This window comes from Ruoffia sp. FAM 20857, assembly GCF_045528645.1.
Taxonomy (GTDB): Bacteria; Bacillota; Bacilli; order Lactobacillales; family Aerococcaceae; genus Ruoffia; species Ruoffia halotolerans.
The window spans coordinates 1-6,166 of record NZ_JBGQRB010000069.1; the positions used below are offsets into that span (position 1 = coordinate 1).

General features: G+C 28.9%; 5 protein-coding genes. All 5 read right to left on the reverse strand.

Annotated features, from left to right (window positions below; translation table 11 throughout):
- Positions 1-219: 219 nt before the first annotated feature.
- The gene (locus tag ACEN4N_RS10775) at positions 220-1,599 is read right to left on the reverse strand and encodes a hypothetical protein (protein ID WP_087059213.1); all 1,380 of its coding nucleotides are present in this window, start codon (positions 1,597-1,599) and stop codon (positions 220-222) included.
- A gap of 939 nt (positions 1,600-2,538) precedes the next feature.
- On the reverse strand, positions 2,539-2,982 hold the full coding sequence (locus tag ACEN4N_RS10780) for a DUF3021 domain-containing protein (RefSeq protein WP_407094220.1): 444 nt from the start codon (positions 2,980-2,982) through the stop codon (positions 2,539-2,541).
- A gap of 13 nt (positions 2,983-2,995) precedes the next feature.
- Positions 2,996-3,436: a LytTR family DNA-binding domain-containing protein gene (locus tag ACEN4N_RS10785; RefSeq protein WP_407094221.1), complete on the reverse strand. Its 441-nt coding sequence runs from the start codon at positions 3,434-3,436 to the stop codon at positions 2,996-2,998.
- A gap of 236 nt (positions 3,437-3,672) precedes the next feature.
- On the reverse strand, positions 3,673-4,182 hold the full coding sequence (locus ACEN4N_RS10790; RefSeq protein WP_192978342.1) for a hypothetical protein: 510 nt from the start codon (positions 4,180-4,182) through the stop codon (positions 3,673-3,675).
- Between the two features lie 111 nt (positions 4,183-4,293).
- Positions 4,294-6,024, reverse strand: coding sequence for a hypothetical protein (locus tag ACEN4N_RS10795; RefSeq protein ID WP_407094222.1), 1,731 nt, complete (start codon positions 6,022-6,024; stop codon positions 4,294-4,296).
- Positions 6,025-6,166 lie beyond the last annotated feature (142 nt).

Sequence of the window (6,166 nt, forward strand, 5' to 3'; positions counted from 1 at the left end):
TCTTTTATAAGCATAAAAACGATAGGTTTTCTATGCTTATAATCTAGCCTACAAAGTGGCTAGATTATTCTTTTGCTTTTAGCCCACGGCAGGTGCGCAATAGTTATAGGTACTATAACTAGGTATTTGCGCTTTCCTTCGTAAAGAAAGCTTTAAAACCTTCTTTTTTGTATTATATTACTTATTCTTTTCTCTTACAAATTATCTTTTTAAGAGAACTCAATTTTTCATATACTTATATACAGTTGGTCTACTAATATTTAAAGCTCTAGCGATTTCTGTTGGATTATCATTAGGATTTTCTTCAATATATTCTTTTACAAGACTTTCCTTTGTCCCACTACCTTTTGGACGACCATTTCCTTCTCGCCAATTTTCATGGATAATATCCCTAGTAGATCTTGCAATCTGTAAATGCTGTTTTTGAGTTCTGTAATTCCTTTTATTTCTTTCAATTCTTATATCTGTAAGTTTCTCTATATCATCAATAGTAAAATTATAATATTCTCTATGATAAACTTCCAAAGCAGTATATAAATCCTCTTTAGTTAATGGATTACTATGTTCTATATCTTTAAGCTCTTCAAATTTTTCATTCATATCTTCTTCCACTTCTTCTTTAGGAATATTGCACTTAAACGCATAGATAACCATGCACATTAAATAAAAATATCTGTGTCCACCCTTAACCTTATAGCTCTGTTTTAGCCACCAATCATAAAGATCTCTCTTTATATCCCACTTTTTAGCTCTCTTATCTCCTTTAACAATAACTCTTTCATACCATTCAGGAAACTTCTCCCTAGCTTCTTCTTTACTATATTGACTAGGTCTAAACTGTCTATTTACATCAACCATATTCTCTTTTACATCTACATAGGAATTTACATAATCTAAAGATACCTTATCTCCAATTTTAAAAGCTATTACTGGAAGATTATACTTATCATTTATTGAGCCAACCATTCTAAAACCTTGATTAATTGACTGGTATTGAATCTGCTTCTCTTTGGAAGTTGCTTTATATTCCCACATTTTAAAAGTTAAATCATATTTTAAAGCTTTCATTTGAAGCTTAATGTTTGGATATAAAGCAACTGGTCGATCAAATACATAGTAAATGTGTAGACCTGTACCACTCATAACTATAAAGGTCGGCTCTGGAAGTGTCCTAAGACCTGGCTTCTTACTCATTCTTAGCAATAAATTTTCAAGCTCATTTTCTCCTACTGAATCAAGATCAAATACTAAAGCATTCATCTGCTGGGCATTCTCTAACCTATTCTTTTTATCTCTGTAAGCTAATCCTGAACATAGTGTCTTATGATTACACTCTACATAGTTCATATAATCATCTTCCCATGTATCATTAAGCATGATTCTTCTTCTATAAGTCCTATCAGGATCTTCTTCTTCCTCATCTCTATACAAATATATAGCGTTAGGCTTTGAGTAGTTTCCTGATAACTCTCCTAGGTTCTGGTTATCAGGAAATATATATCTATAAAAATCATATCCATTTACTTCTTGATACCTACTACTTAATATATTTCTAACCACTTCATAATTACCTTTCTTATCCTCTATATTATTGGACATATAATTCTACCTCCTACTCTCTGCTTTATTAATAAAAATCAAAACCTTAAAAAGAACACTAGGGGGACTTAGATTATCAATATATATTATTTTACACTTTTAGTATATCATAATACTTTATATTTTTCAGTTAATAATATAAATATCTACTCTCTACTTTATTAATAAAAATCAAAACCCTAAAAAGAACACTAGGGGGACTTAGATTATCAATAAATATTATTTTACACTTTTAACTTAATTAATAGTCAAGGTGGAGATGTTAAAAGTTTGTCTTTTTAAAGTTTTAAAATACTACCTTTACTATTAGCTATAAAACACACTAAAACAAGGCTTCAACCATTAGTTGAAGCTCACTCTCTGTAAGTGTGGGTGAATGCTTTAGCAGAGGGCAAAGCCCTAATATAAGTTTTAGGGGTGTTAGCACCTTTTTTAAAAGGGGTCTAAGATCTTCTGATGTTAAACCACTCACTAAATAAACTAAAGGTAGTATTTTTAGAAAACCACTAAAAATCTCCACCTTGATTTTATTTTTTTATTTGCTCCTTTAAAAGTAGGCTAAAGCATACAGAAAACATATAAATTCCTATTTAGCTTTAGCCTTGATAATTATAGCAAATAAAACCATTCCTTAGCTTGTCCATGAGCTTTAACTTAATCTTATAAGGCTTAGCACCAGAAAACATATAAAACCTCTTAGAATTGATTTTAGAGCCTAGATATGCTTTTATTTAACATCTTCATTTAATCAAGTTTTACCTGATCCCTTAGTTTTACAAAAGTGTACTAAATTAATCCTTAAGACAAGTTCAAAGAAGAAAAATAAAAAAGGACAGAGTAGTAAATCTGCTCTATCCTTTTTATATCAATACTTATAACCGTTTTAGTGGGTTTTACATAATTGCATTTAAGACAAACTCAGGAAAATATCTCCACTTTTTATTTATCCTTTTTTGAAATAGTTTGATTTATTTTATCAATCTGAGATTTTATACTAAGATAAGATACAACCCAAATAATAAAATACACTACCAAAATACTAAATCCTATTACTAATAATCCTAACAAATATCTACCCCAGTGCAATATATATGCTACCACTAGCAAAGGTAAGAAAATTATAGAAAAGTGGATAATTGTATTTGATAAAAGTGATCTTTTTTGGTTATTCATTATATCAGTTGAAAAAGCTTGAATTATACCTAGTAACATATAAATCAATGTTTGAACAGTAACTGCCATTAATGTTGAATCATACTTCTCTAAAAAGCTAGGAACTCCTGGATAATATTCTCCATTTATAATAGAGAATATCAGATTTAATGTAAAACCTATGCCCACACCTATAAATGCTCCACTTATAATTTTTTTAATATATTTCATGATAGATCCTCCTTTATATTCCTAATACTTTCTTGAAGTTTTTAAGACTTCTTCTAGATACATAAGAAATATCTCCAGTTTTAAACTCTAAAGCAATAGTGCCTTTATAACTTAAATCAAGTCTTTTAACATAGTCTAAATTTATCAATTCACCTTGCGAAATTCGAATAAATGTAGTTGATCTAAATCTTTCTTCTAAATCGTACATTCTTAAACGAACTAAATATTCATCTTTCATAGTTTGCGCGAATACTTTTTTATCATTTGTAAAGAAACGAATAATATCATCTGGTTCAAGTAATGAAATCTCCTCATTTTTAAATCCCACAATCCGATTAATCGATGAAGATCCTAAAATGCTTTGAACGAGTGCTACATCATCGTTCATTGATTCTGCAAATACTTTAATTATAGTTTCTTTTATATTTGGGTCTATGTTGATTTCTAATTTCATTTTAAACCTCCTACTCTCTATGAGATAATTTAACTTTATAATAAAACAAGAATACTATCTATAAAAATCAGACAAGAGGTTATTTTAAGGAGATATACGGTGACTAATTTTTAAGAAAAAACTAAAAAAAGTAGGTCACCATTTAAATATACAATGGCGACATACTTTTTTGTTATATTATTTATCAATTTTACTCAATTCTTATTGTGTCAAACTCATTTTTTTGTAATATGTAACTATTTTTTTCTCTTAAATATATGATACCATTTATTTTCTTTTTCTTCTTTCTCTTCTTTTTTTTCTTCTAATTCTGACTCTAACATCTTAATATTATTTATATTATTTAGACTTAATCTTTGTTGCTGATCTAGTAATGTTTGATTTTTATCTAACTGATTTAATAAGTTTTCATTCAGTTTTGATAGTTTTTTATTTTGATCTCTTTCATGCTCCAATTGATCTTTTAATACCTCAATTATATCATTTTCAGCTTGTTCATTTGCTTGATCTTTAGTAGTACTAGCTTGTTCATTAGTAGTACTAAAGCTTGTTCTTAGTACTACTCCAAAATCTTCTGCTAAACTAACTAAAGCTTGATAATCGTACTCTAAAGGATCAGTTTTATACTCCCTATCATCTTCGTTAATGGCTTGTATATCAAGCTTTATTAGCCTTCGCCTTACATTTTGCCTTGCCTGATTTAATTCTTCTGATAGCTCTGTAATAGTATATATTTGCTTGTTCATCTACCCACCTCTTTAGTAGTACTCTAGTAGTACACCTAGTACTACTCACTATATAACAATTTTACGATTATACCCAGTTATTTTTATACTTTATTTTTCTTTTTTTCTTGTTTATCGGCTCACACCTCTTGATTTTCTCTTTGCCTTATCTAGTTTTTCTTTTTTATTACGGTCAATTTCTTTTTGAGTCTTTTGTAATTCTCCGATAGAAAAATTAGGCTTTTCTTTTCTTTCTTCATTTATTTCTTTTGCTTTTATTTTTGCAGAAGCTATTCTTTCACTCATAGAAGTTTTTTCTTCTTTTCTATTTTTTACAAGTTCAGGGTTTTTCAGTTCAAATATTCTCTCTTTTAATAAAGATCTTAAACCTTTTATTTCTTCTTCATGATCTTTATTTAATTGTTCTAGTCTATCAATTTTATTATAAGATTGTTTTTCTTCTTTATAGAGTTCATTTTCCTTATTCTTTATTCTGTTTATTTTAGATTGAATCTCTTTCTTCATACTTTTGTGCTTATCTATATCAATGCTTCCAACTTTATTTTCTAAGCTTTCTAATTTCTCTTTAAGTTCATCATGCTTAAGACTTAAAGGTTTTTCTTTTAATATTTCGTAAAATTTCAATTTTTTATAGTCTGCTTCTACATCTTTTAATTCTCTTTTAACATATTTAATTTCTCTATTCATATCTTCGTATCTATCAATCATACTTTCATGCTGTCTAACTTGCTTCTCTGCTTCTTTATAACTAGGTAATTGTTCTCTTTGATCTCGTACATCAGTAGCTTTTTCAAGTTCATTTCTAATTTCAGCCTTATTTTCTGCAATACTATAAGTTAAGTTATTGATCTTCTGATCTGTCTTATCTTCTAAAGACTTAATTTCTAACTCTAATGCTGTTGGCTTTGGTTTAAATACTTCTTTGATTCTCTCTAATTTCTCTCTAACATAGGCTTTAACTTCTTCAACACTCTCTTTAATAATTTCAATCCCTCTGCTAGAGATACTTTTAGTCTTGCTATTTTCTTCTTTAACTTGCTTCATAATACTTTCTTTTCTTATAATAGCCATTGTCATTGGCATAAGCTTTTCATCTACTGCATTAACTATCTCTTTGTTATATTCTCGCCTTGCCTTGTTGCTTTGACTAACCTTATCTTTATAATCTTTACTTGCTCCCTTGTAAAGTTTTGCTTGAGGTAATTCGATTCTATTATCAAAAACTCTTGATTTAAAATCATGCTTATTTAATATTTCAGCTAGTTGTTCTTTTATTTTTTCATTGTATTCTATGCTTTTAAATTGAGTATCTTTCTTAGAAAACTGATCTGTATACTCTATTTCTCCCTCTTTATCGTATTTAATATCTCCCTTATGCTTTGTAATAACAGCATTGGAATCTTTCTTGCTGGACATCTTCCCTTCTTCATAATTATAATAATAATCTCTTTTATATCTTTTTGGCTCTTTCTTTTGTCTTTCTCTTTCGGAGTAAATAATATGAGCATGAAGATTTGTTTTTTCTTTGTTCCAGTGGACTGCATATTCAAAATCTCGATTGTCTCCTAAGAGATTAAAAGAGTAATCATCAACTACTTCTTTTAATTTTTCTCGGTCTTGATCTAGTTCATTTGGAAGGGCAATAATTATTTCTCTGCCTTGAATATTTTCTTCTTTATTTTTTCTATTTTGCTTTTCATAGTCTGCATATTCATTCCAGGAGTGGATCATATTTTCCTGGGAATGCAAAACGATATGTTCTTGTCTTTGGTTGTCGGATATATATTGACTTCGACCGACAACATTTTTTAGCTTTGTTTGCCTTGCAAATGCTTTTGCCATTTCTTTACTCCTTTCTCTTTTATAAGCATAAAAACGATAGGTTTTCTATGCTTATAATCTAGCCTACAAAGTGGCTAGATTATTCTTTTGCTTTTAGCCCACGGCAGGTGCGCAATAGTTATAGGTACTATAACTAGGTATT